We start from the raw sequence: 24,317 nt of genomic DNA on the forward strand, positions 1-24,317 counted from the left end.
TCCCTTTTTTAATTCTTGGGTTTATTGAGATGTTTGATTGTAAAAAAAGTTTTTGCCACGAATTACACTAATTTTCACTAATTTTTTTCTTAAAAACAAAAATCATCCTTAGCGGATGATTTTGTTATGAATATTTCAAAAATATTTACCAAATCATCAGAATGAATTTGTGTAAATTTGTGTAATTCGTGGCAAAACTATTTTAAACTATTTAGTAAATAACAATTCTCTGTATTTAGTAAGTGTCCAGCTTTCGTCGTCTACTAATAATTCTAATTTATCACAGTGATTACGAATATCTTCAAAATAAGGTTTTACTTTATTGCAATACGCCTCTGCCATTTTTTGAGCATCGGTTAAGTGATTTGCAATTCTTCTTTCATTGGTCATTGCCAATACTTTAAAATTGATTCCTTCTATATGACCAGAGATTTCTTTAATTAAAACAATTTGCTCTTTTGCAATAGTTTCAAACTCTTTTCCGAAGATTTCTTTAAGTCCTTTTACGTTTTCAATCAACGTATTTTGATAACGAATTGCTGTCGGGATTACATGATTTCTGGCAATATCACCTAAAACTCTTCCTTCAATCTGGATTTTTTTAGTGTATTCTTCCAATTCGATTTCGTAACGCGCTTCTGCTTCAACATGATTCAAAATTCCTAATTCATCAAATAAATCTAGTGCTTGTTTAGAAATTTTAGCTTTAATCGCTTCCGGTGTCGTTTTAAAATTACTTAAACCTCTTTTAGCAGCTTCTTGTTCCCAGGCATCAGAATAACCGTCACCTTCAAAAAGAATCTTTTTCGATTGTTTGATGTATTCTCTTAAAACATTAAAAATTGCATCGTCTTTTTTCATGTCTTTCGACTCGATCAAAGTATCTACTTCTAATTTAAAATCTTTTAATTGTTTGGCTACAATCGCGTTTAAAGTTGTCATCGCATTGGAACAGTTCGCATTTGAACCAACGGCTCTGAACTCAAATTTATTTCCTGTAAAGGCAAAAGGCGAAGTTCTGTTTCTGTCTGTATTGTCTAAAAGTACATCCGGAATTTTTCCAACTACATTTAGTTTTAAATCTGTTTTTTCTTCCGGAGATAATTTTCCAGTTGTTACACTTTCTAATTCAGACAAAACTTTGGTTAACTGCGCTCCAATGAAAACCGAAATAATAGCCGGCGGCGCTTCATTTGCTCCTAACCTATGATCGTTACTTGCTGTTGCGATTGAAGCTCTTAATAAAGTTTCGTAATCGTTTACCGCTTTTATCGTATTAATAAAGAATGTCAAAAACTGTAAATTGCTCATTGGCGTTTTACTCGGACTTAATAAATTAACTCCCGTATCTGTGGCCAGCGACCAGTTGTTGTGTTTCCCTGATCCGTTTACTCCTTTAAATGGTTTTTCGTGAAATAACACTTTAAAATCATGACGTTCTGCCACTCTTTGCATCACATCCATTAATAAGGAGTTGTGATCTACGGCAAGATTCGTTTCTTCAAATATAGGTGCCAGCTCAAACTGATTTGGCGCTACTTCATTATGACGCGTTTTTACCGGAATTCCAAGCAACATACATTCTTGTTCTAAATCTCTCATGTACGTTAATGCACGAGTTGGAATAGATCCAAAATAATGATCATCAAGCTGTTGCCCTTTTGCAGATGTGTGTCCTAATAGAGTTCTTCCGGTCATCATTAAATCCGGACGTGAATTTGCCAACGCTTTATCAATCAAAAAATATTCCTGCTCCCAGCCTAAAGTTGCTGTAACTTTTTTAACGTTTTTATCAAAGTATCTACAAACTTCTGTTGCAGCTTCATCCATTGCAGATAACGCTCTTAGTAATGGAATTTTATTATCTAAAGCTTCACCTGTGTAAGCAATAAAAACTGTTGGAATACATAAAGTTGTTCCGTAAATAAATGCAGGAGAAGTTGGATCCCAAGCCGTATAACCTCTGGCTTCGAATGTATTTCTGATTCCGCCATTAGGAAAACTAGATGCATCCGGTTCTTGCTGAACCAATTGTGCTCCGCCAAATTTCTCTACAGGATCACTTCCGTCATACGAAGTTTCAAAAAAAGCATCGTGCTTTTCTGCAGTTGTTCCCGTAAGTGGCTGAAACCAGTGCGTATAATGTGTTACTCCTTTTGACAAAGCCCATTCTTTCATTCCCATGGCAATATAATCTGCCAGTTTTCTGTCAATTTTAGTTCCGTGCTGAATGGCATCTCTAACTCCTTTTAAAGCATCTGAAGTTAAAAATTGCTTCATTGCTTTCTCATTAAACACATTTGAACCAAAAATGTTAGATTTTCTATCAATTTCTTCAAAATGTACCGGCTTTCTTGTAGAAGCTTCTTTTAAAGCTTGGAAACGTAATGTTGACATGTATATAATTTTTAAAAATTCGTAATTATTTTTATTGAAAAAAGAAGGACAAAGATAAACAATAAAAAAGCCTGTTTGAAAGATAAATAGTAGATTTTTATACAAGGATTTTTCAATAGATAATCAATTTTATAAAGAATAATTAATCTGAATTGAAGAAATATAACAAATTAACTCAGTATTATTCATTAAATAAACATTTTTTCATAATTACATAACCTTTAAACTCAGGAAAAGCACGTTATTTTTACGAATTTATTTTTTTAAGGTGTTAAAAATTACTTTTTTCAAAATATACCCCTATCAAAATTGCGCTTCTCTAAAAAATTATAGTCCGCTCAACAAAATAGCCCCCTAATTTTTAGGACTAAAAAAATAAATCTATATTTGACCCAGCGAAAAAACAAAAAAAATAAATTTATATTATTATGGCTAAAATTAAGTTAGAGTACATTTGGTTAGATGGATATGAACCAACTCAAAATCTTAGAAGTAAAACTAAAGTTGAAGAACACGAAAATTTCAAAGGAACATTAGAAGAACTTGGAAACTGGTCATTTGATGGTTCATCAACAAAACAAGCCGAAGGAGGTTCTTCAGACTGTTTATTAGTTCCTGTTGCAATTTACCCTGATCCAACACGTATTAACGGATATTTAGTTATGTCTGAGGTTATGTACGCTGATGGAACTCCACACCCTTCTAACGGTAGAGCTACTATTGATGATGATAATGAAGATTTCTGGTTTGGTTTCGAACAAGAATATTTTATCATGGATACTAAAACTTTATTGCCATTAGGTTTCCCTGTTGGAGGATATCCTGCTCCACAAGGTATGTACTACTGCTCTGTAGGTGGAAAAAACACACACGGAAGAAAATTAGTAGAAGAACATGCTGATTTATGTATCGCTGCCGGAATTAACTTTGAAGGTATTAACCAAGAGGTTGCTTGCGGACAATGGGAATTCCAATTATTCGCTAAAGGCGCTAAAAAAGCCGGAGACGAAATTTGGGTTGCTCGTTACTTATTAGACCGTTTGACTGAAAAATATGGTTACTATATCGAATATCATCCAAAACCACTAGGAGATACTGACTGGAATGGTTCTGGAATGCATGCTAACTTCTCTAACGAAGTTTTAAGAACATGTGGAGACCAAGCTACTTACGAAAGAATTTGTGAGGCTTTCCGCCCTGTTACTGCTGAGCACATCGCGGTTTACGGAGCTTACAACGACCAACGTTTAACTGGTAAACATGAAACTGCATCTATCCACGATTTCTCTTACGGAGTTTCAGACAGAGGATGTTCTATCAGAATTCCTTTAATGACTGTTCAAAAAGGATGGAAAGGTTGGTTAGAAGACAGAAGACCAGCTTCAAACGGTGATCCATACAAAATCGCTGCAAGAATTATCAAAACTGTAAAATCAGCGTTGTAATTTTAAGCTTATATTATATAGAAAGTGCCATCTTAATTGATGGCACTTTTTTTTGACGTATTTTTATCCTTTTGGTTTTATAATAAGAGTCATTTTTTTTTCAGGAGCTAATCCCGCTATCCGTTTCAATCTTTTATGCCGAACCCCGGCATAAAAGGATTTCCACTTCTCCTATGTTTACGAAAGTTATTGGTTTGATGTTTTAAGTTGATAAATTTGACTTTTAAGTGAAAAGAAAATGAGAGCAGGTTCACTTCAAAATAGTCTTCGAGACATATTCGCCGATAGAAAGAGCCTCATTTTCCTTTATCTTTTAGAGTCTGAACAGAATGTAAGGAATCGGACAAGATTCGATATCCAGAATATCCAGCCAGGAGAAAAGACGAAGGAGGATTCATCACTTTATTTATCGGATTTAGGTTTATGAAAGAATTAAAACATGTATTAGGAGTTGATGTTGCCCAAAAAGAACTAGTCGTTACGCTAGGCAAAATGTATGAAGACTTTTCAATCAGTTTATATGCCTATAAGGTTTTTAGGAATTCCGAATCAGGAATCCTGTCCCTTATAAATTGGGTTCAAAAGCTATTGAAAGATGAAGCCTCTAAAGTTCATTATGTAATGGAAGCTACTGGTGTTTACCATCAAAAGTTTGCCTATTATTTAAATGATAATGGATTCAAAGTAAGTGTTGTTTTACCTAATAAAATAAGTAACTATATACGGACTTTAGAATTGAAAACTATAACTGACAAGACTTGCTCAGAGGCAATAGCAAGATTTGGTTTAGAGAGAAAATTAGAGTATTGGATAAAACCAAAAGATGCTTACAGGGAATTGCAGCAATTGACCAGAGAACGCGATCAGATTGTAAATGAAAGAGTTGTTGTGAAAAATCAACTGCATGCAGAGCAATCCGAAGCCATTCCAAATTTAAAAAGTATAGGAAGGCTACAATTAAGAATCAATTTTTTGAATGGCCAGGAAAAGGAAATCAAGTTAGATATTGCTGAAATTGTAAAAGCCAATGCCGAACTAATGGCTGAGATAGAGAGAATGACTTCCATTCCTGGAATTGGAGCCCTAACGGCTGTTATTATTTTAGCAGAAACCAATGGCTTTGAATTGATACGAAATAAAAAACAACTCGTTAGCTATGTAGGTTTAGATGTGAAAGAAAAACAATCAGGAACATCAATAAAGGGAAAGCCCAGAATATCAAAAAGAGGAAACAGAAGCATTAGAAAGGCAATGTATTTTCCAGCAATGTCAGCTGTTAAATGGGATGATCATTACAGAGAATCATATGCCAGATTGGTATCTAAACAAGGAATAAAAATGAAGGCTTTGGTATCGATTCAAAGAAAACTACTTGAAATGACCTATATACTATATAAAAATAAAACCACTTATGAGAAACAATACAAAAATAGCGTGCAAACACAAATGGCTTAACACGCTATGGAGTCTAGTTTTAAACTGACTTGATAGTAAAATTAAAAAAAATATAGATTAAATTTTGAAATCAACACAGAATCTATCGGGGCTAGGGCAATCGTTTTTCATAAGAATGTTTTTGCTGATTTTGTCATTGCGAGGAACGAGAAATTACACTAGCTGATCGACAAAGATTTACGAGCAATTAAACCCGACAGGTTTTAAAAACCTGTCGGGTTTAGCTTCACAAATCCATTGCGACATAAAACACCTAAATCTTAACTAAAATTGAAAGTTATTTTCTAATAATTAATTTTTAAGTTAAACATCAAAACTTATCTTTGTAAATCATTTAAAAATTATCTTATAATGGTTTGGATTTTATTTTTAGTAGGCGTTGTACTTATTCTTGCTTTAGATTTGGGAGTTTTCAATAAAAACCCTCATATTATTAGTACCAAAGAAGCAAGCAAATGGACCCTGATCTGGGTTACACTTTCATTTTTATTTTCCGGAGTAATCTACTGGCTTTATACTACAGATTATATTGCAAACCCTGACGGATTAAAACCTGCAGTTGCTTCTATGAAGTTTATTACAGGTTATTTAATTGAACTTTCTTTAAGTGTTGATAATATCTTTGTTATTGCTATTATTTTCGCTTCTTTCAAAATACCACAAAAATACCAGCACCGCGTTTTATTCTGGGGAATTATTGGTGCCGTAGTGTTCCGCGGATTAATGATTTTCTTCGGAGTTATGCTAATCAATAAATTTACGTGGACAACTTATTTATTTGGTGCCTTCTTATTATTTACAGCGATAAAAATGTTATTTTCTGGTGATGATGAAGATTTTCATCCAAAAGATTCTTTTATTTATAAAGCTTTAGGAAAAGTGATTCCGATTACTTCTGAATTTGATAAAGAGAGATTCTTCATTTTAACCGAAAAAGGAAAAAAAGCGGCTACTCCTCTATTCGTTGCTTTGATTGTAATTGAAGTCATGGATGTGCTTTTTGCCGTAGACAGTGTTCCGGCAATTCTGGCTATTACCTCAGATCCGTTTTTAGTATTTAGTTCGAATATTTTTGCTATTCTAGGTTTGCGTTCTATGTACTTTTTCCTGGCAAATATGTTGGCAAAATTCAGTTATTTAGAATACAGCTTAATCGCAATTTTAAGTTTCGTTGGATTAAAAATGTTGCTTCACGATTGGATTCACGTTCCGGAATGGGCTTCTTTAGGATTTATCGCGCTATCTCTTTTAGTTGGAATCTTGGTTTCTCTTAAATTTGGAGAAGAAAAAGAATTAACAGATTTAGATCAGGAATAATTTTTTGAGACATATATTCATAAAAAAAGGAAATCTTACGATTTCCTTTTTTCTTATTTACAAACTAATAATTAGTTGATTCTTTTAACATTACTGTCATCAATATTATACTTTTTAATTACAGTATTGTAATCTGAATAATCTGCTTTATTTATTGATTTTGAATTTGGCCCTCCTGTATTTACTCCATCATCTCCAGGAACAATAACAACTCTAAAAATTTTCGCTGTCGTAAAACTAGATGGTAACTGAGTCAAAGGAAAACTAGCGTCAATCAATATAGAAAACTGATCAAAAGAGAATTCATAATTGTATTGAGCAGTACCATTTGCAAAATAATAAAGTTGCGGTAATAGTGCCCAAGTGTCAATACCATTATTAGTATTTACTAATTCATAAACTAATAAATTATCACCTGAATATATCTTTGGACTTAAAGGAAACGTTTTTCCAAAATTATTGCCCGTATTAAAGTCCATTTGCACTTCAAAAACTTCTGCAACTGGTCCTTCTGGCCCTTGTGGTCCTTCTGGCCCTTGATCTCCTTCACAGCTTGAAAATGCAACTAATCCAACAACTGCGAAAAGTATAAATATCTTTTTCATAATTTTTATTTTTTATGGTTATATACATAAAGGTATTTCAAAAATCAAACCAAAAAAAATATTTACATCATTCTTTGTTAAAAATCTCCTTATTTTTTTGCAACCAACTGATTCTTAAGCAGAATTTTATTAAAAAATAATACGTGATATGGCAATGAATTTTCCCAGTAATCCCAAGTGTGTGCTCCTGGTCTTTCTGTGTAGTCATGCTCTACCTTATTATATACCAATCTTCGGTGTAATTCTTTATTGGGTTCTATTAAAAAATCATCAACACCGCAATCTATTATTAAAGGTAATTTGTTTGCTTTTATTTTATCGAGCATATTGATAACCGCATAACGCTCATACATTTCAGAACTATCACTTTTGTCTCCAAAAACGGGCTGCATTAATTTCACAACTTGTGCAGAAGAATCTCTGTTTAACATTACACTCATATCTACTGCTCCGCTCATACTTCCGGCAGCGCAAAATAAATCGGGATGTTTGGCAGATAAATACAAAGCACCGTGTCCGCCCATAGAAAGTCCGGTTATAACTCTTCCGTTTCTATTGCTAATTGTTCTGTATGTTTTATCTACTTTCTGAATCACTTCTTGTGTAATAAAAGTTTCAAACTGACTCCCTTTATTTACCGGACTATCTAAGTAAAAACTAAAAGTTTCTCCTTCGGGCATTACGATAATTATATTGTATTGATCTGATAAGCTTTGAACCAATTTTTTGTTTGGAGTGTTTTTTAACCAATCGCTAAAATGACCGTAAGCACCATGTAATAAATACATTACCGGAAAAGCAGTTTTACTTTTACTATAAGAATTTGGCAATACAATGGCAGCTTTATAGGTTTTACTCATTGCTGTACTGGCAATTTGCAATGTATCTACTTTTGCAGCATAACTCATAGAAGAAACACACAGGAATACAGCAAATACAAGGAATTTAAAGTTTTTCATATTGATATTTTTTTCTGATTAGGGATTGTAAATATACCTTTTTCCGAATAAAATATATGAAAAATCCGACTAGTTTATCAACAGGTTTGATTATCAACTTTAGTCTATGTTTTTTGCTACCACAGAGTAAAGATTAAAAATTGTTTGCCACGAATTGCACCAATTTTCACTAATTTAATTTCGTTGTCTTTATTTAAACACATAGAAACATAGATTCATAAAATACTGCAAAAGGCGTTTCACTTGCGTATAAACACATAACTATGTGTTATTACAAAGTGAAACGCCTTGTTTACTTATTTAGACAAAGAAAGAATCTATGTCTCTATGTATTTTAAAATTATTCACTATTTAGATGATTAGTGAAAATTGGTGCAATTCGTGGCAAACAAAAAAATTATTTAATAATAATCTTGTGCTCGTTACGGTATTGCGACGCACTTTTACCTGTATATTGTTTAAAAGATTTACTAAAGTGACTAAAATTATTAAATCCGCTTTCGTAGCAGACTTCGTTGATTGTTATTGGTTTTTCGGCCAGAAGTTTTGAGGCGTGAACCAAACGATATTCATTAACAAACTCCGTGAATGTTTTGTTTGATATTTTTTTAAAATATCGGCAAAACGAAGGCGTTGTCATACTTACCAAACTCGAAACTTCATCTATAGCAATAGATTCCTGAAAATGATCTTTTACGTAATTAAAAACCACATTAATTCGATCACTGTCCTGCGTATTTAATTCGATCGCAAAACCATCGGCATTTAATATTGTATATTCTTCTGATGAATCTAATTCGTCTAAAATACTCAGGAGTGTCAGCAAACGTTCAAACGGAAGCTGATCATCCATCATCTCAATTTTTTTACCTATTCTCTTTTTGGTTTCTCCACCAAAAGCGATTCCACCTTTAGACTGAGCCAAAATATTCTGAACCTTTTTCATTTCCGGCGCTGCAAAAAATCCACTACCCAAAAAATCAGGTTTAATATGAATCACGGTTTCATTTACATTTCCTGTTTGTTCATTTGTAAAACCACAATGAGGTAAATTAGAACCTATCAAAATCAAACTGCCATTTGTATAATAAGAAACATGGCTACCTATTTGTCTCTTTCCTGCGCCACCATTAATATAAACCAATTCAATTTCCGGGTGATAATGCCACAAATGAGACTTAACGTTCGTCTTTTCAGCATGTTTGGTATACGTAAAAGAACTTCCATACGAGTTGGATATCACTTCGAGAGCTGGGGCGATTGTCTTCATGATAAAAGTCTTTAAAAAATAATAGCAAATTTAACAAAAACACCTACAATAATTCATATTTTAACCTATAACGGTTTCGTAACTGAGGATATTGCATTAAAATGATCTAATTACAAAACTTAAAATTATCAGCTTTTAGCCCTTTTTTCCACTACCCATATTTTTATTGACTTTTTTTCAATATATCGTATTTAATTCTCTCTTTTAATACATATATACTATTATTGTAAGAATTTTACATGTTCTGTAAAAATGTTAATTTTTAAAAAACATTGAAAAATAATAACTGAATTAACTAAAACACCTAAAATAATTCAAATTTTAACCTATAACGGTTTCGTAAATGAGAATATAGCACATAAATTGGAAAATAGAGTTGTGATAAAAAACAGATAACTGAAGTAATTTTACATCACAGAAATGAACTAATAATTTAAAAGTAAAGACAATCATGAAAAAGATTATAAAATTAAGTTTAGTATGCGCAGTGCTTTTTTCAGGAATCAGTACTTATGCAATTGATGGAAATGAAGATTTTAACCTTCATGTATTGAAAAACGGAAAAGTAATTACATTTGGTTTAAACCAAACTCAAAAAGCTAGTTTAGCTATATACGATAAAGAAGGTACATTATTCTATTCTGAAAATGCTTCAGGTAAAGATGGAATTTTAAGAACTTTCAGTCTGCAAGATTTCCCTAACGGAACTTATTTCTTAGAAATTGAAGACAATGCAAAAAAAGTAAGATATGAAATTACTGTAAATGATAATGTTACTACTTTATCTCCAAAAGCAATTTCTTCAGTTTACAAGTCATCAGATAAAAATACAAGCGTAGCAGTACGCTAAAAGAGTTTATACTTTTACAGTATAAAAATGAGGTTAGATAGTTAGTAAAGTAAAAAACAATTTTTTGTTTTGAAACAGCTCTTTGTGGTTATTGAGCTGTTTTTTTTGTTTTATACTTTTTTTGCCACGAAGGCACTAAGACACAAAGTTTAATTATTAAGCTTTGCGTCCCGAGGCTTCGGGATGCGTAAATCTTTGCGCTCTTTGCGGTAAAATCTCAAATATATTTTTGTAAGAAATCACAATAAATTTACATTCCCATGATTTAAACAAAACATTAAAAAATAATAACCATATTAACAAAAACGATAAATATAATTCAAATTTTAACCTATAACGGTTTCGTAAATGAGAATATAGCATCGAAATTGGCAAATAGAGTTGTGATAAAATCTGTAATACTAAAGTAATTTTACATCATAGAATTAGAACTATTAATTTAAAAAACTAATACGATGAAAAATTTAAAATTAAGTTTAGTATGCGCAGTGCTTCTTTCAGGAATGAGTACTTATGCAATTGATGGAAATGCCGATTTTAACCTTCATGTGTTAAAAAATGGAAAATTAATAACGTTTGGTCTTAATCAGGTTCAAAAAGCAAACCTGGCAATTTATGATCAGGACGGAAATCAGTTCTATTCTGAAACTGCTTCAGGTAAAGAAGGAATCTTAAGAACTTTTAGTTTAGAGGATTTTCCTGATGGAGTTTATTTCCTTGAAGTTGAAGACAATGCAAAAAAAGTGAGATACGAAATTGTTGTAAACAATGCTATCGCTACTTTATCTTCAAAAGCAATTTCTACAGTATACAAATCATCAGATAAAAATACTAGCGTAGCAGTACGCTAAAAAACTTTTATACTCTACATACAGTATAAAAATGAGGTTAGATAGTTAGTAAAGTAAAAAACGTGATTGTTTTAAAACAGGTCTTTGTGGTTATTGACCTGTTTTTTTATGCTTTATATTTTGCCTCGAAGACACCAAGGCACAAAGCTTTTATTTATTCGGCTTTATGTAAATTCTTGCCTTTTATAAACCAGTTTTGATTATTTCCGGCATTTTATATTTGTAAGAAAAAATCAAAATACAATATATCTAATTTTAAACAAAATGTTATAAAATATTTATCATATTAACATAACCGATAAATATAATTTAAATTTTAACCTATAACGGTTTCGTAAATGAGAATATAGCATCGAAATTAGCCAATAGAGTTGTGAGAAAAAAGCAACTACATAAGTAATTTAGCATCAGAGAATTAAAGCTAATAAACTAAAAAAACTGATGTTATGAAAAATTTAAAATTAAGTTTAGTATGTGCAGTACTTTTTACAGGAATGAGTACTTATGCAATCGATGGGAATGCGGATTTTAATCTTCATGTATTAAAAGGAAATGGAAAGCTAATTACGTTTGCCCTTAACAGAGTACAAAAAGCAAAATTAGCAATTTATGATACAGACGGTACTCTTATTTATTCTGAAACCGCTTCTGGTAAAGATGGAATTTTGAGAACTTTTAGTTTAGAAGAATTTCCGGAAGGAACTTACTTCTTAGAAATTGAAGATAATGTAAAAAAAGTGAGACATGAAATTACAATAAATGACGGAACTTATGTTTTATCATCAAAAGCAGTTTCATCAGTTTATAAAGCAGGTTTTTCTGCCAAAAACACAAGCGTAGCAACACGCTAAAAAAGTTATACTATTTAGTATAAAATTGTGAAGTTAATTTGAAGATATTGTTTTAAAAACAGCTCATTGTGGATATTGAGCTGTTTTTTTTATGCCTAAATTTTACTAAAAAAACCGACTCCATTTTTTTTGAAAAATTATTCTTAATAAATGAAAACAAGCCTTGTAAGAGGCATAAAAAAAAGTTCAGGACAAAACATCCAGAACCCCAACAAATACGTACATAGTTCAAACAAAGCACAGAAAGAGTTTTAATTCAGCAACTTATGTCTTTAAAAAATAGATTTTTTTGCATAAAATTCAAATTGTATTTGTTAGTTTTACACATCCACGATTAATAATTAATTTAAAAAAACATGACAAAATTTACCAAAATGGGCCTAGTTGTTGCCGTATTTTTAACAACTATCTTTACTTATGCAATTGACGGAAAAGGAGATTATATCTTGTATATAAAAACCGGAAATGGAAAAGTAGTAAGCTTTACTTTAAATACCGTTGAAAAAGCAAATTTTTCAATTTTAAGCGAAAACAATACTTTGTTGTATGCAGGAGTTCCATCTTCTGATGAAGACAATTTAGAGGTTTCAAAAACTTTAAGTTTAGAGGCTTATCCAGCCGGAACTTATTATTTACAATTGAACGAAAATGGTAAAGTAGTAAAACACAAAATTACAGTTTCAACTAAAAAGGTAAAAACAGTTGTGCTAGATGAGTCAGTAAACGAAAGTCCTGCATTTCGTCGTTAATCGTTGTTTGCCTCAAACGTAAAGCATCAGCCGCGGCTGATGCTTTTTTATTTTTATGAATAATAGTTAAAAATATTATTTCCCTTTTAATAATTTTTCTAAATATTCGATTTTATCTTTTTCTGCCTGAAGCAAACGTTCGTAAAGGTTTTTATTTTCTTCAACCGTTTCCATTAATTTATCTAATGGATTAAAAGTACAATTATTATTATTTCCAAAATGGCTATTGTTTACAGCTTCATTAAAACTATTGAAATAATTAATCACTCCTTCTTCCGAAAAATTCTTAATGGCTTCAACTGTTACACCAAGTGCTTTTGCAACTTCAATCAATTTTTCTTCATCAATAGTTTCGCTATTTTCTATAGCCGAAATTGCTTGTTGGTTGGTTCCTAAAGCCTGTGCCAAAGCTTCCTGTTTCATATCTCGAAGTTCACGAATACGGCTTATTTTTCGCCCTATATGATTTGGTTTTGTTAGTGTGCTCATAATTCAAAGATAATAATTAAGTGTCATAACCGGCAAAATGTAAAAAACATATTTAGCGCTGTACAATACGGCAAAAAATGATTTGGTACCGTACAATCTATTGCTTTCTTCGCCGAGTCAAACAAAAGTACGATTTTTCTTTCTATAATATATTTTGAAAAGTGAAATTGTAAAAGATTAATCGATACAATTTAAAAACATACACGCCATGGAAAATGAAATTAAAAAACTAGAGAATCTAAAAATATTAACTGCCCGATATTGCAATACGCTAACGCCATCTCCTGACAAAAAAGGAACTTACACGGCTAAAATAAACATGCTAAATTATTATGAACTTGCAGCAACAATTACCGAAATTCTAAAGTTATGCATTATAGCATTAGATTATGATGCACATAAACCGGAAACTACAAAATATTCACCTATTAATGTCGGGCTAATTTTAGAAATGGTTTTAGAACTGTTTCCTACAGATGAATTTGAATTGATAACTGAAATTAATGAGATGCTTGGTGGGGAGTTTGAGTGAATGGAAAACCCTCTTTCAATTAAATATTGCTATTTTGCTGACGCGAGCGTCCCGCTCGTGTGCACAGTGATGTTAACGAGCGGGAACTTATTGAAAAAAATAAAAGAATTAAGTGCTAGTGGGAAAACACAGAGACAAATTAGAGATGAGTTAGGTATCTCATTAAGTGCAGTATCTAAATACTTCAACAAATAAAATGTTCATGTTCACGTTGTTCACGATTTTTATTAATGAACAAGGTGGACGGGAAAAATTAATAAAAACAAAGTTCTTATATACTTAATTAAATTATTTAAATAAGAAATTATTTTCTTTTCTTTTTTTGGGAGTATTATTATTTCCTCTATTTGGATTTGAATTTGCTTTCATTTTAGGGTTTTTACAAAAATCAATTTCATGTAGAGAGGGCTTTCTAAAAGACATACAGGTAAGACCGTTTAGATTTGTGATCGAAAAATCACCCTGAGATATAATATTCATACCGATTAAAACATCACTTCCCCCACTAAAACTAGTAGCGCAAGATACAGTTACATCTTTGATTGTTATACCGTCACTTAATGAAATATCTATAATATAAGTGCTCTGCCTAGTGGGACCATTAGCTGTGTAAGCCATACACATCCCTGTCGGAACAAGTCCCAAATTATCTACTATACGCTGTGTAATAACTGTACCAGATGCTCCAGTATCCCAAATAGCTTTATATTCATTTTTTGTAGTAGTATTTGGTACATTAATTTCAACAATAGAGGTAAGTTGATTTAATAAGCCAACATTTGACTTTACCGTTACAGCAGATATTGGCATATATTAGATTTTAGCAAAGACAACTTGTGAGTGAAAAATTTGCGAATGGCCTAAATCACCAGGTAAGCATTGTTGAATCAAAAATGTTCCTAACGTAAATTTTGATGTAGCAAAGTCATACGCTTCTTCTTTTGTATCGAATGCGTCCACAACCATTTCGTCTTTAATCACTAAATATTTATTCAAATACTTAATAAGTAAATCCTTCTGATTGGCTAAATAAAAATCAAATTCTTTGTCTAACATAATATATAAATATAGTCTTTTCTAAAAAGAGTGCAAATGTACATAATTAATTCTTATAAAGATACAACATTTTAAAGACATTGCAACATATTTTTTTACTTGATAAAATACAATAAATGAATTCTTTACAAATCAAAACTAATGAATTTTACAATACAACAGCTAATCAAAAGTTTCTTTTTCCAAATTATTTCCAATAAATTTATTTTAGGAGAATTTAAAATTTTCAATAACTTAAATTTAACCACTCAAACCCTTTATATATCATTGATTACAAATCTTCTTAATCTACACTTTTTTACATCATTAGTTACCATTACTTTACTGTGCGCAGTCTCCTGACTTCATACACGTTGCTATATTTCATTCCAAATTTATTTTTATTCTCTTTGTAGATTATTGGAGTGGGTACGAAGTCGGGAGACTTCGCACAGCGATCGTCAAATTTTACGAATGAAGACTTTGAAGAGCTGGGTTCTATTCTATCCATTAAATTTTTAATATTTAAGGTTTATCGATACTTTTAATATTAATAATCATCATTGCAATATAAAGCCCAATACCAAACAACTCATTGCAACATTTAACATATTCTACCAACTTAATTTTTTTAGCTATTCCTCCACCTTTACCAATGCCTAATTCAATTTCATTATTCTCAATATCCAAAGTTGAATTATTATGATGTGTCCCATTTCTTAACCAGGAATGATAGCTTATAAGTAAATAGGATAAATTACTATTGTTCTCAAAATTTTTTCCTCTATTTGCTTTGTCTGTTTCCAGATACTTTTTCAAATCAAAACCTTGTGAACTAAACTCATTAAACTTTCTTCCATCTCTTACATTATTTATCATGGTCGGAATAATAAACAAGTCGCCAATAATTTCATATAAATCTCCATATACTTTACTTATTTCATCCCAGTTAACATTTACTACGGATTCATTTTCAATATCTAAATTATATTTTAAATTGAAGATTGCCGACTGCAATTGATCACGACAACTCATGTAAGTGTGGCAGAGATTATATATTTTTTTAAAAACTGTTTTTCTTCTTTTATATAATTAATAATTTCTGCGTTATCAATTGCATAAAACTCTTCCTCAACTTTGATAAGATTATTCAACTGATAGCCTTTTAGATACAAGCTTGACCATTTATCAAAATTAAAGGAAAACTGTTTTAAATTGATTTTAAAAATTTGTTTTAGTTTTAATTCATCCTTAGTAGAAATAACTCTAAGTTGCTTTTCAATAAGATCCCAAGATCTAAAAAAGATTTATTACAAATTGCTCTTCTTTAAAATCATTAATATCAATTTTACTTTTATTAAGTTTTGCAAATAATTCCATTGTTTGAAAAACGTATGGATCATTTTCATTTTCTTTATTAGTGGCTATTTCAGGATGAAGATTTTGAACTGTAAGAGTACCATCATTAACTAAATTTTCATCATGTAAAAACTGAGCTCCATTAATAAAACCATCTTCATAATCTTTATATCCTAATTCAATTAACTTTGAACAATCTTTACAATTAAAACTTGCTTTTTGAGGGTAATTATTTCCGAGTCCATATCTCACTCTATATTTTTTTGAACAGTCATCACATTCGATTATAAGCCTTAAAGTACCCATCTAATAAATATTTAATTTGTAATCTTCTAAAACGTCAGCTAATATATATAAAGATTGTCCTTCAAAATTGAGAAAAACCATAAAGCACAACATTTTTAATACTTATAACAAAAAACCTCCCATTTCTGAGAGGTTTTCTAAAATCTACAAAACCGTAAAAATTACATATTCCTTCTATACTGCCCACCAACTTCAAACAAAGCCGAAGTAATCTGCCCCAACGAACAAACCTTTGTAGCTTCCATTAAATGGTCAAATAAGTTTTCGTTTTTAATGGCGGCTTCTTGCAGTTTATTTAAATGCTCATTTACTTTTGCTTCGTGAAACTGGTGTAAATTATCCAGCATTGTAATTTGGTATTGTTTTTCTTCTTCGGTGGCGCGAATTACTTCTGCCGGAATTACCGTTGGAGAACCTTTTGAACTCAAGAAAGTGTTTACACCCACAATTGGGAAATCACCGTTGTGTTTTAAGGTTTCGTAATACAAACTTTCTTCCTGAATTTTAGAACGTTGGTACATCGTTTCCATTGCACCCAAAACTCCGCCACGTTCTGTAATTCGGTCGAATTCCTGTAAAACGGCTGCTTCTACCAAATCTGTCAATTCTTCGATGATAAACGATCCCTGAATTGGGTTTTCGTTTTTCGCTAAACCTAATTCTTTATTAATAATCAACTGAATCGCCATAGCACGACGCACAGATTCCTCTGTTGGTGTTGTAATCGCTTCATCATACGCATTGGTGTGCAATGAATTACAGTTGTCATAAATCGCATACAAAGCCTGCAAAGTCGTTCTAATATCATTAAAATCAATTTCCTGTGCGTGTAACGAACGTCCAGAAGTCTGAATATGATATTTCAACATTTGCGCTCTTTCGTTGGCTCCGTATTTGTTTTTCATGGCTTTTGCCCAAATTTTACGTGCCACACGACCAATAACCGAATATTCAGGATCAACTCCGTTTGAGAAAAAGAATGATAAATTTGGTCCAAAATCGTTGATGCTCATGCCACGACTTAAGTAATATTCCACGTAAGTGAAACCATTTGAAAGCGTGAAAGCCAATTGTGTAATCGGGTTTGCTCCTGCCTCGGCAATATGATATCCTGAAATTGAAACGGAATAAAAATTACGAACGTTTTTAGTAATAAAATATTCCTGAACGTCGCCCATTAATCGCAACGCAAATTCAGTTGAGAAAATACAGGTATTTTGCGCCTGATCTTCTTTTAAAATATCAGCCTGAACGGTTCCACGAACTTGTGATAATGTTCTGGCTTTTATTTCATTATAAACTTCCAAAGGCAAAACCTGATCTCCGGTAACGCCCAAAAGCATTAATCCTAAACCGTTGTTTCCTTCCGGTAAATCACCTTGATATTTAGGACGTTCTAATCCGCTTTCTTTATATATTTTGTTGATTTTCGCTTCAACTTCTTTTTCTAAATCATTCTCCTTAATATAATACTCACATTGCTGATCGATTGCCGCGTTCATAAAAAAGCCCAACAACATTGGCGCTGGCCCGTTTATGGTCATACTTACAGAGGTTAACGCATGAACCAAATCAAAACCTGAATACAGTTTTTTAGCATCATCCAGACAACAAATCGAAACTCCGGCATTTCCAATTTTTCCGTAAATATCAGGACGAATATCCGGATCGTTTCCGTATAAAGTTACGCTGTCAAAAGCGGTTGAAAGTCGTTTTGCCGGCAATCCTGCGCTCACATAATGAAAACGTTTGTTGGTTCTTTCCGGTCCGCCTTCGCCCGCAAACATTCTCGACGGATCTTCGCCTTCTCGTTTAAACGGATATAATCCCGAAGCAAACGGGAATTCTCCGGGAACATTTTCCTGTAAATTCCAACGTAAAATATCGCCCCAGGCTTCGTATTTTGGCAAAGCTATTTTCGGAATCTGGATGTGCGATAAACTTTCGGTATGTGTCGCGATTTTGATTTCTTTATCACGAACTTTAAACGAGTAAACCGGATTTTTGTATTTGTTTACTTTCTCGTCCCAATTCAGGATAATTTCCAAATTGTACGGATCCAAATCCATTTTTACTTTATCGAACTGATTTAGTAAAAGGTTAAGGAAGATTCTATTTTCATCATGTGCTTCGGTTGCGCTTGGCAAAACTGTTGAATCGTCAATCCCAGCTTTTGTAATTTGTGGAATTTTTCCTGAAACAGATTCTATTGTTTTGAAGATTCCGTATAATTTCTGCGCTACTTTTTGCTGCGAAAGCGCACTTTCATCATAACTTCTGTTGTTCTCTGCAATTTCAGATAAATAACGCGTTCTGTGTGGCGGAATCACGAAGATTTTCTCGCTCATTTCTCGCGTGATTTCAAAAGTCGAAACTAGATTTGAATCTGTTTTTTCGACAATTTTATCCATAATCGCCTTGTAAAGCGTATTCATTCCAGGATCGTTAAACTGCGAAGCAATGGTTCCAAAAACCGGCATTTCGTCCGGATTTTTATCCCATAAATTATGATTGCGCTGGTATTGTTTCTTAACGTCACGAATCGCATCAAGTGCACCTCTTTTATCGAATTTATTCAAAGCTACTAAATCAGCAAAATCAAGCATATCGATTTTCTCTAATTGTGTTGCAGCTCCAAATTCCGGTGTCATTACATATAAGGATACATCAGAATGATCCATAATCTCGGTATCTGATTGCCCAATTCCTGAAGTTTCCAGAATAATCAAATCGTATTTTGCGGCTTTTAAAACCTGAATTGCTTCGGCAACATATTTAGACAATGCCAAATTTGACTGACGCGTTGCCAGTGAACGCATATAAACTCGTGGATTATTTATGGCATTCATACGGATTCTGTCTCCTAAAAGCGCACCTCCGGTTTTTCTTTTCGAAGGATCGACAGAAATTAATCCGATTGTTTTTTCCGGGAAATCAATTAAAAAGCGACGAACCAATTCGTCAACCAAAGATGATTTTCCGGCTCCACCCGTTCCGGTAATTCCCAAAACAGGAATTTTAGAATCGGCATTATTTTGGTGAATTTGATCAAAAACAGGTTTTGCAATTTCAGGGAAATTTTCTGCTGCCGAAATTAATCGCGCAATAGCCGTTGGGATTTTATTTTCGATGTGATCGATTTCTCCGTTTAGTTTATCTCCAATAGGATAATCAGAACGTTCTACCAAATCATTGATCATTCCTTGTAAACCCAAAGAACGGCCATCATCAGGAGAATAAATTCTTGTAATTCCATATTCATGTAATTCAGAAATTTCGCTTGGAAGGATTACTCCGCCCCCACCGCCAAAAATCTTGATGTGCCCCGCTCCTTTTTCATGAAGCAAGTCATACATATATTTAAAGTACTCATTGTGCCCACCTTGGTAGGATGTCATGGCAATAGCATTGGCGTCTTCCTGAATGGCGGTATTGACCACTTCTTCAACACTTCTGTCATGTCCCAGGTGAATTACCTCAACTCCGGTTGACTGAATAATGCGTCGCATGATATTAATCGCAGCATCATGTCCGTCAAAAAGAGATGCAGCAGTAACAATTCTTACTTTATTTTTAGGAATATATGGTATTTGTTGTTCCATTTTATGAATATGATAATTTTAAGGGAGCAATTTACAAAATATTTTAATATTTGTTTATACCTGAAGCTTTATGTTAATAAAAAAATCCATTCCTCATTTTCTTTTCATTTCATATTTCACACTTAACATTTCACACACAAAGGGTAACAATTTTTATATCTATCGTATTTATCTTATATAAGTCTTATAAAAATGTTAATAACATGGCAATCTTGAAAGATTTAAATTTAATATAACAAACTGTTTACCAGCATACTGAAGTAATTTAGCAATGTAAAAAATCCCCCAAATTTTTACCCAAAACTTTTACCGTCAAGTAATTAACGTAAAAATTTTAAACACAATGAAAACATTATATCCACTATCACTAATTATAGCTGCAAGTTTTTTTCTATCTTCTTTTAACAGAGCAGAAAAAGACATTAATTCTTCTAAAAACACCACAAATATTGCAGCTGTTTACAATTCAGATACTGATAATCTGGAGAAGCTATCAAAGGAATTCTTTAAAAGATATTCGGACTTAAAAAAGTATAAATCTGATATCATGTCTTTGTACAAAAAAAGAGCCTTGGGAACAATTTGGTTTGATGAAGATCAGATCAATGAATTTGGTTCTGTATTATACGAAAAAGCAAAAAAAACAAATGATTTGAATATTCCATATCAAAAAGAAATTGACGAGCTTTTTTCTTCATCTGAAACAAAACTATCTAAAATAGATGCTGATATGCTCTTAAGTTCTTTATATGTTATTTATACTCAAAAAAATAATTCAGATTCTAAGAAAAAAATATCCTATAATGATACGCTAAAAGATTTCCTTAACTATAGCACTATCGAACAGGCAACTGCTTCAACAACAGAAAATGTTAAGGTAGAATATGATCAATATTACAAATTACAAGACGTTCTTAAAAAATATAAAAAATTAGACCGATCAAACAAATGGAAACCTATTGTTCCGGAAGAAGTGCCTTATAAAGATTTGCGTCCCGATGCTGTTTCCAGCACTATAGCACAAGTGAGAACTCGTTTGTATTTATTAGGAGATTTAAAAAATGATTCTAAAAGTAATGTTTACGATCGTGAACTGATGGATGCCGTAATGAAATATAAAGTTCGCAACGGGTTTAAACCCAACTATATTTTAGCAGAAGAACATATTAAAGAAATGAATGTGCCGCTTTCTGATAAAATGGAAACGCTAAAACTTAACATGGAAAGATGTCGCGCTATTTCGGCTCAAATTGCCAGCAGCGATGAATATGTTTTGGTAAATATTCCTTCTTACGAATTAGTTTATGTTAAAAATGGAAAGATACAATTGACCTCGAATGTATTTGTTGGTGCGCCATTAACTAAAACAACCATTTTTAATGGTGAAATTGACAGAATTGTTTTTAGTCCATATTGGACGATTCCGCAAAGTATTGTGAACAATGAATTAAAAAGTAAAATGGCTGAAGATAAAAATTATCTGGCTGAAAAAAATATGGAAATAGTAAATGGTCAGGTAAGACAAAAACCAGGTCCGGACAACTCTTTAGGATTGGTAAAATTCATGTTTCCAAACCCGGATGATATCTATATGCATGATACACCATCTAAAACTTTGTTTGATTTTGAAAAAAGAACTTTCAGCCATGGTTGTATAAATGTACAAAAAGCAAAAGAATTAGCGGTTGCAATGCTTGCAGATTACCCGGAATGGACTCCTGCTAAAATTGATAAAGCTATGGATGGCCAAAAAGAAAACAGTTTTAAATTATCTAAAAAAGTGCCAATCTACATTAGTTATTTTACTTCATTGGTAAATGAAAATGGTGAAGTTGGTTTCTATCAGGATGTTTATGAAAGAGATAATGAATTGGACAAAATTTTGCATACTGAAGAAGCCGTTGGCATTAAATAATATTTATTAGTCAGCGTAGACTTAAATTTTAACTAAAGATAGCTTTTTGTTACACCTTTTAGAAATTGATTTTTTGGAAGGGTAACAAGAAGCTATTTTTGTTGTTTTTATTTTTAATTATTTATCGAATAAAAGATTGTCTTAAAACACAAATTTTAAAACTTTTATAGCTAATTGATCCTACCCATTAAAAAGATCTTTGCAGGTATTTTCTACAAAATATTTGAAAGTACTTTTAATTGGTTTAAAAATGAAAAAACACATATTAATTTTCAGCATTGCAGCTATTTTTTTATTTCCTGCAATAAATATACTTCACCTAAAACAACATCTGAAAAAAACATTCCACATCCTAAACCCCCAGAAACAAAAGCACCTCAACGTATATTGTTTATAGGAAACAGCCAAACAGAATATTTTGTAAGCGCTCCAATAATGTTTGAAGAATTTTGCAGAGCCAATAATCAACGAATGAATGTTGACCAATTAATTACAGTTGGCGTTTCATTACAAAAAGTTTATACTACAAACAAAACAGAAGCTAATCAAAAATTTTCTAATAAAGATAAAGATGGCAATTATTACGATTATGTAGTTGTTCAGGAGGCAACTGACATAGCCTTATCTGATATAGAAAATTATAAAGCGAATGTAAAAATGATTGTCGAAAAAATACATAAAAACAGTCCAGATGTCGCCGTGTATATTTATCAGGGAATTCCGCCTGTCTCTTATACTGATTCTGATTACCTGGAAAATCATGATAGGATGCGTAAAAATGCCATTTCAGTTATGGGCTTTATAAAAAACGCAGGATTATTAAGAGTTGGTGATGCAGTTAAAGATGCTTACGATGGTAAAAACGGTTATAAATATCTGGTTGACAACAAAGACAATCTGCGCTATGGAAAACATACGCTCCATCTTTTAAACGATGGTGGTTTTCTACAGTCAACTTTGCTTTATGCTACCATTTTTGATCAAAAACCAATCATTCCAAAAAAACTTCTGTTAATTACAGGAACTGGATATTTTGATTCAATGAGAAAACAAGAAGTTACTAAGGCAATTAGCAATCCCGAAGCCTTAAAAGAAATAGCCTTCAATAATCGTTAATTGCAATTTTTATTGAATTTTCAATAAAAAAAAGTTTGAAGGCTTACTAGTAACTATTTTTTTGCTCTTCTATATCTATATTTTTAATCAGCAACAACATCTTGTAATCTATTTACTACAAATGTATCCTTCAGAATAAAAAAAGCCTAACTTGTTAATTTCAAACCTCTTAGAGGATAATTAAATTCAAAAATCGACGGAAATTTGCATCATAATAATACCACTAAAATTAATTATCATGAAAACAGAAAATATCGAAGGATTATCACTTTTTGAAATAAATATGTTACTTCAACAAGGCGGAAGATTTGTAATGTTTCCAAACTTGATGACCAAAACTAAAAGTTCGACTATCTATTTTGTTCGTCCGGAAGAAAAAGTATTCAAGTACAGTTTAAGACATTTCCTGAAAAATTTAAAAAACGCCTGGCGTACGTTGCCCTTAAGACCCTTTTATGTTTCCAAATCTTTATTTTATTTAGCAATTGGCGGTAGAGTTTATACTCACAACATTTTAGCCGATTTAAAACAAATGAATCCTGTTTATAACCCTAATTTATATTGCTTACAATACGTATAAATTTTAATTTTAATTCAATATACACAAAAATCCTACTGGTAAATCCCATTGCTTTAATTAGTAATGGGATTTTTCTTTTTGTAAAATAATGAGGAGGAAAATGATCCGTTAAATCTAATAAATTTCCATACATTTATTTTTTATTACCCAGCAAAAAAAATTAAAGATTCTATGGAAGATTCAAATAGCGAACATATTAAAAAAGACTGGTTTACCCGAAACTGGAAATGGTTTGTACCAACAGGATGTTTAAGTATTTTAGTGCTTTTTGGCTTGTTTATAGCAGGGATTTTCTTTGGAGTAACCTCCATAATGAAAGATTCTGATGCTTACAAAGGTGCAATGACAGAAGCACAAAATAATAAATTAGTGATTGAAAAATTAGGGAATAAAATTGAATCAGACGGAATGGTTTCGGGCAGTATTAATGTAAGCAATAATACCGGAAACTGTGACATACAAATTCCCATAAAAGGATCTAAAGGAACAGGAACTTTATTTGTAGTTGCCACTAAAAGAGGAAAATGGAAATACAATGAATTGTCTGTTTATATTGAAAAAACCGAAGAAGAGATTAATTTATTACAGAAATAAATCCTTTTATAACCCCTAAAATTATTACAATTGAGATTAT

General features: G+C 31.9%; 22 protein-coding genes. 12 read left to right on the forward strand and 10 right to left on the reverse strand.

What is annotated here, in order from left to right:
- Positions 1 to 207 precede the first annotated feature (207 nt).
- On the reverse strand, positions 208 to 2,397 hold the full coding sequence (locus tag ACZZZT_RS20320) for a glutamine synthetase III family protein (protein WP_463461710.1): 2,190 nt from the start codon (positions 2,395 to 2,397) through the stop codon (positions 208 to 210).
- A gap of 428 nt (positions 2,398 to 2,825) precedes the next feature.
- Between ACZZZT_RS20320 and ACZZZT_RS20325 the strand changes: the two genes are divergently transcribed.
- The 3 genes from ACZZZT_RS20325 to ACZZZT_RS20335 all read left to right on the forward strand — a co-directional run bounded on the left by ACZZZT_RS20325 (position 2,826) and on the right by ACZZZT_RS20335 (position 6,614).
- Positions 2,826 to 3,842 (forward strand): glutamine synthetase beta-grasp domain-containing protein, encoded by a 1,017-nt coding sequence (locus tag ACZZZT_RS20325; protein WP_072971733.1) that lies wholly within the window; start codon positions 2,826 to 2,828, stop codon positions 3,840 to 3,842.
- 423 nt (positions 3,843 to 4,265) lie between these two features.
- Positions 4,266 to 5,297, forward strand: coding sequence for an IS110 family RNA-guided transposase (locus tag ACZZZT_RS20330; RefSeq protein WP_463461711.1), 1,032 nt, complete (start codon positions 4,266 to 4,268; stop codon positions 5,295 to 5,297).
- 348 nt (positions 5,298 to 5,645) lie between these two features.
- Complete coding sequence (locus tag ACZZZT_RS20335; RefSeq protein ID WP_042563182.1) at positions 5,646 to 6,614, forward strand: TerC family protein; 969 nt, start codon at positions 5,646 to 5,648, stop codon at positions 6,612 to 6,614.
- A 71-nt stretch (positions 6,615 to 6,685) separates the two neighbouring features.
- Here the strand turns inward: ACZZZT_RS20335 and ACZZZT_RS20340 are convergent, their stop codons facing one another.
- The 3 genes from ACZZZT_RS20340 to ACZZZT_RS20350 form a co-directional block, all read right to left on the reverse strand.
- The gene (locus tag ACZZZT_RS20340; protein ID WP_073393281.1) at positions 6,686 to 7,219 is read right to left on the reverse strand and encodes a hypothetical protein; all 534 of its coding nucleotides are present in this window, start codon (positions 7,217 to 7,219) and stop codon (positions 6,686 to 6,688) included.
- An 89-nt stretch (positions 7,220 to 7,308) separates the two neighbouring features.
- Positions 7,309 to 8,178 carry an alpha/beta hydrolase gene (locus ACZZZT_RS20345; protein WP_463461712.1) on the reverse strand — a complete coding sequence of 290 codons (870 nt, stop codon included), beginning with the start codon at positions 8,176 to 8,178 and terminating at the stop codon, positions 7,309 to 7,311.
- A 397-nt stretch (positions 8,179 to 8,575) separates the two neighbouring features.
- The gene (locus ACZZZT_RS20350; RefSeq protein ID WP_042563179.1) at positions 8,576 to 9,448 is read right to left on the reverse strand and encodes an AraC family transcriptional regulator; all 873 of its coding nucleotides are present in this window, start codon (positions 9,446 to 9,448) and stop codon (positions 8,576 to 8,578) included.
- 451 nt (positions 9,449 to 9,899) lie between these two features.
- On the opposite strand from ACZZZT_RS20350, the gene ACZZZT_RS20355 reads away from it, so the two are divergent.
- From ACZZZT_RS20355 to ACZZZT_RS20370, 4 genes are all read left to right on the forward strand, one after another.
- Entirely contained in the window at positions 9,900 to 10,298 is a 399-nt protein-coding gene (locus tag ACZZZT_RS20355) for a T9SS type A sorting domain-containing protein (protein WP_463461713.1), read from the forward strand.
- Positions 10,299 to 10,753: 455 nt separating this feature from the next.
- The gene (locus ACZZZT_RS20360) at positions 10,754 to 11,149 is read left to right on the forward strand and encodes a T9SS type A sorting domain-containing protein (RefSeq protein ID WP_302095280.1); all 396 of its coding nucleotides are present in this window, start codon (positions 10,754 to 10,756) and stop codon (positions 11,147 to 11,149) included.
- 446 nt (positions 11,150 to 11,595) lie between these two features.
- Positions 11,596 to 12,000 (forward strand): T9SS type A sorting domain-containing protein, encoded by a 405-nt coding sequence (locus ACZZZT_RS20365; RefSeq protein ID WP_463461714.1) that lies wholly within the window; start codon positions 11,596 to 11,598, stop codon positions 11,998 to 12,000.
- A gap of 356 nt (positions 12,001 to 12,356) precedes the next feature.
- Entirely contained in the window at positions 12,357 to 12,749 is a 393-nt protein-coding gene (locus ACZZZT_RS20370; protein WP_073393271.1) for a secretion protein, read from the forward strand.
- Positions 12,750 to 12,824: 75 nt separating this feature from the next.
- Here ACZZZT_RS20370 and ACZZZT_RS20375 read toward each other — a convergent pair whose 3' ends face one another.
- The gene (locus tag ACZZZT_RS20375) at positions 12,825 to 13,238 is read right to left on the reverse strand and encodes a helix-turn-helix domain-containing protein (protein WP_463461715.1); all 414 of its coding nucleotides are present in this window, start codon (positions 13,236 to 13,238) and stop codon (positions 12,825 to 12,827) included.
- A gap of 208 nt (positions 13,239 to 13,446) precedes the next feature.
- On the opposite strand from ACZZZT_RS20375, the gene ACZZZT_RS20380 reads away from it, so the two are divergent.
- Positions 13,447 to 13,770 (forward strand): hypothetical protein, encoded by a 324-nt coding sequence (locus ACZZZT_RS20380; RefSeq protein ID WP_463461716.1) that lies wholly within the window; start codon positions 13,447 to 13,449, stop codon positions 13,768 to 13,770.
- Positions 13,771 to 14,058: 288 nt separating this feature from the next.
- Here ACZZZT_RS20380 and ACZZZT_RS20385 read toward each other — a convergent pair whose 3' ends face one another.
- The 5 genes from ACZZZT_RS20385 to ACZZZT_RS20405 all read right to left on the reverse strand — a co-directional run bounded on the left by ACZZZT_RS20385 (position 14,059) and on the right by ACZZZT_RS20405 (position 20,072).
- On the reverse strand, positions 14,059 to 14,580 hold the full coding sequence (locus tag ACZZZT_RS20385) for a retroviral-like aspartic protease family protein (protein ID WP_463461717.1): 522 nt from the start codon (positions 14,578 to 14,580) through the stop codon (positions 14,059 to 14,061).
- A 3-nt stretch (positions 14,581 to 14,583) separates the two neighbouring features.
- On the reverse strand, positions 14,584 to 14,826 hold the full coding sequence (locus ACZZZT_RS20390) for a hypothetical protein (RefSeq protein WP_463461718.1): 243 nt from the start codon (positions 14,824 to 14,826) through the stop codon (positions 14,584 to 14,586).
- Between the two features lie 504 nt (positions 14,827 to 15,330).
- On the reverse strand, positions 15,331 to 15,840 hold the full coding sequence (locus ACZZZT_RS20395) for a hypothetical protein (RefSeq protein ID WP_463461719.1): 510 nt from the start codon (positions 15,838 to 15,840) through the stop codon (positions 15,331 to 15,333).
- A 261-nt stretch (positions 15,841 to 16,101) separates the two neighbouring features.
- Complete coding sequence (locus ACZZZT_RS20400; protein ID WP_463461720.1) at positions 16,102 to 16,470, reverse strand: hypothetical protein; 369 nt, start codon at positions 16,468 to 16,470, stop codon at positions 16,102 to 16,104.
- A 161-nt stretch (positions 16,471 to 16,631) separates the two neighbouring features.
- Positions 16,632 to 20,072 carry a methylmalonyl-CoA mutase family protein gene (locus ACZZZT_RS20405; RefSeq protein WP_463461721.1) on the reverse strand — a complete coding sequence of 1,147 codons (3,441 nt, stop codon included), beginning with the start codon at positions 20,070 to 20,072 and terminating at the stop codon, positions 16,632 to 16,634.
- 343 nt (positions 20,073 to 20,415) lie between these two features.
- Here ACZZZT_RS20405 and ACZZZT_RS20410 point away from each other — a divergent pair, with 343 nt between their 5' ends.
- The 4 genes from ACZZZT_RS20410 (at position 20,416) to ACZZZT_RS20425 (ending at position 24,277) form a co-directional block, all read left to right on the forward strand.
- Entirely contained in the window at positions 20,416 to 21,987 is a 1,572-nt protein-coding gene (locus tag ACZZZT_RS20410) for a L,D-transpeptidase family protein (RefSeq protein WP_463461722.1), read from the forward strand.
- A 174-nt stretch (positions 21,988 to 22,161) separates the two neighbouring features.
- The gene (locus ACZZZT_RS20415; RefSeq protein WP_463461723.1) at positions 22,162 to 23,103 is read left to right on the forward strand and encodes an SGNH/GDSL hydrolase family protein; all 942 of its coding nucleotides are present in this window, start codon (positions 22,162 to 22,164) and stop codon (positions 23,101 to 23,103) included.
- A gap of 238 nt (positions 23,104 to 23,341) precedes the next feature.
- Positions 23,342 to 23,683 carry a hypothetical protein gene (locus ACZZZT_RS20420; protein ID WP_073393255.1) on the forward strand — a complete coding sequence of 114 codons (342 nt, stop codon included), beginning with the start codon at positions 23,342 to 23,344 and terminating at the stop codon, positions 23,681 to 23,683.
- A 171-nt stretch (positions 23,684 to 23,854) separates the two neighbouring features.
- Positions 23,855 to 24,277, forward strand: coding sequence for a cytochrome c oxidase assembly factor Coa1 family protein (locus tag ACZZZT_RS20425; RefSeq protein WP_463461724.1), 423 nt, complete (start codon positions 23,855 to 23,857; stop codon positions 24,275 to 24,277).
- The last annotated feature ends 40 nt before the right edge of the window (positions 24,278 to 24,317 follow it).

Source organism: Flavobacterium sp. AC274 (assembly GCF_979258275.1).

Coding starts and splice junctions, on each gene's coding strand:
- ACZZZT_RS20320 (WP_463461710.1), bottom strand. CDS start 2,397: ATGTCAACATTACGTTTCCAAGCTTTAAAAGAAGCTTCTACAAGAAAG.
- ACZZZT_RS20325 (WP_072971733.1), top strand. CDS start 2,826: ATGGCTAAAATTAAGTTAGAGTACATTTGGTTAGATGGATATGAACCA.
- ACZZZT_RS20330 (WP_463461711.1), top strand. CDS start 4,266: ATGAAAGAATTAAAACATGTATTAGGAGTTGATGTTGCCCAAAAAGAA.
- ACZZZT_RS20340 (WP_073393281.1), bottom strand. CDS start 7,219: ATGAAAAAGATATTTATACTTTTCGCAGTTGTTGGATTAGTTGCATTT.
- ACZZZT_RS20345 (WP_463461712.1), bottom strand. CDS start 8,178: ATGAAAAACTTTAAATTCCTTGTATTTGCTGTATTCCTGTGTGTTTCT.
- ACZZZT_RS20350 (WP_042563179.1), bottom strand. CDS start 9,448: ATGAAGACAATCGCCCCAGCTCTCGAAGTGATATCCAACTCGTATGGA.
- ACZZZT_RS20355 (WP_463461713.1), top strand. CDS start 9,900: ATGAAAAAGATTATAAAATTAAGTTTAGTATGCGCAGTGCTTTTTTCA.
- ACZZZT_RS20360 (WP_302095280.1), top strand. CDS start 10,754: ATGAAAAATTTAAAATTAAGTTTAGTATGCGCAGTGCTTCTTTCAGGA.
- ACZZZT_RS20365 (WP_463461714.1), top strand. CDS start 11,596: ATGAAAAATTTAAAATTAAGTTTAGTATGTGCAGTACTTTTTACAGGA.
- ACZZZT_RS20370 (WP_073393271.1), top strand. CDS start 12,357: ATGACAAAATTTACCAAAATGGGCCTAGTTGTTGCCGTATTTTTAACA.
- ACZZZT_RS20375 (WP_463461715.1), bottom strand. CDS start 13,238: ATGAGCACACTAACAAAACCAAATCATATAGGGCGAAAAATAAGCCGT.
- ACZZZT_RS20380 (WP_463461716.1), top strand. CDS start 13,447: ATGGAAAATGAAATTAAAAAACTAGAGAATCTAAAAATATTAACTGCC.
- ACZZZT_RS20385 (WP_463461717.1), bottom strand. CDS start 14,580: ATGCCAATATCTGCTGTAACGGTAAAGTCAAATGTTGGCTTATTAAAT.
- ACZZZT_RS20390 (WP_463461718.1), bottom strand. CDS start 14,826: ATGTTAGACAAAGAATTTGATTTTTATTTAGCCAATCAGAAGGATTTA.
- ACZZZT_RS20395 (WP_463461719.1), bottom strand. CDS start 15,840: ATGAGTTGTCGTGATCAATTGCAGTCGGCAATCTTCAATTTAAAATAT.
- ACZZZT_RS20400 (WP_463461720.1), bottom strand. CDS start 16,470: ATGGGTACTTTAAGGCTTATAATCGAATGTGATGACTGTTCAAAAAAA.
- ACZZZT_RS20405 (WP_463461721.1), bottom strand. CDS start 20,072: ATGGAACAACAAATACCATATATTCCTAAAAATAAAGTAAGAATTGTT.
- ACZZZT_RS20410 (WP_463461722.1), top strand. CDS start 20,416: ATGAAAACATTATATCCACTATCACTAATTATAGCTGCAAGTTTTTTT.
- ACZZZT_RS20420 (WP_073393255.1), top strand. CDS start 23,342: ATGAAAACAGAAAATATCGAAGGATTATCACTTTTTGAAATAAATATG.
- ACZZZT_RS20425 (WP_463461724.1), top strand. CDS start 23,855: ATGGAAGATTCAAATAGCGAACATATTAAAAAAGACTGGTTTACCCGA.